Source organism: Methylophaga sp. UBA4204, from assembly GCF_002379485.1.
In the GTDB taxonomy this organism is placed as follows: domain Bacteria; phylum Pseudomonadota; class Gammaproteobacteria; order Nitrosococcales; family Methylophagaceae; genus Methylophaga.
On record NZ_DFTU01000028.1, the window covers coordinates 299 to 902 of the forward strand.

2 protein-coding genes are annotated in these 604 nt (G+C 46.5%); both read right to left on the reverse strand.

Annotated elements, in window-relative coordinates; translation table 11 throughout:
* Positions 1 to 208: single-stranded DNA-binding protein (gene ssb, locus B3182_RS03360; protein WP_292751543.1), on the reverse strand; the 208-nt coding region annotated here is incomplete at its 3' end.
* Positions 209 to 244: 36 nt separating this feature from the next.
* On the reverse strand, positions 245 to 604 hold a 360-nt coding region (locus B3182_RS03365; RefSeq protein ID WP_292751545.1), incomplete at its 5' end, for an MFS transporter.

A 604-nucleotide genomic window follows, 5' to 3' on the forward strand; every position in this document is an offset into this window, starting at 1 on the left:
GCAGATATTGCTGAGCGATTTCACCCAGTTTATTACGTAACACGACACGATGCCATTCGGTACGTTCCTGGCGCTCACCGGTTTGTTTGTCACGCCAGCTTTCTGAGGTCGCAATCCGCAAATTACAGATCGAACCACCATTAGGAAATGCCCGGCTTTCAGGATCAACCCCGAGTCTGCCAACCAGAATAACTTTGTTTACTGACATGGTGAATTCCTTTACTAATTCAAATTTTGGTTCATTTTACGCATAAATCAGACATGCTTCGAGTTCATGTAGATCTACATCATCGGCGAGGTATTTGACGTATGCAATCCTCTCTTCCAGCACTATGACGATCTCAACCACGCCCTTGATTGCATTCAGCCGTTCTACAAACTCATCAGCAGTCTCGGCGGTGACTTCGTTTAATGGAACAATGCGGCTACTGTAATGTTTTGGGGCTTGCATCGGCAACATCATAATTAACCAACCTGCACTAATGAGCCCCGCTGACCAGAAGATCCAGCTGATATCACCGAAACTATATATAACGCCACCCAATATACCGCCCAGAAAAGCGCCAATAAATTGCGCACTGGAATAGATGCCCATCGCGGTGCC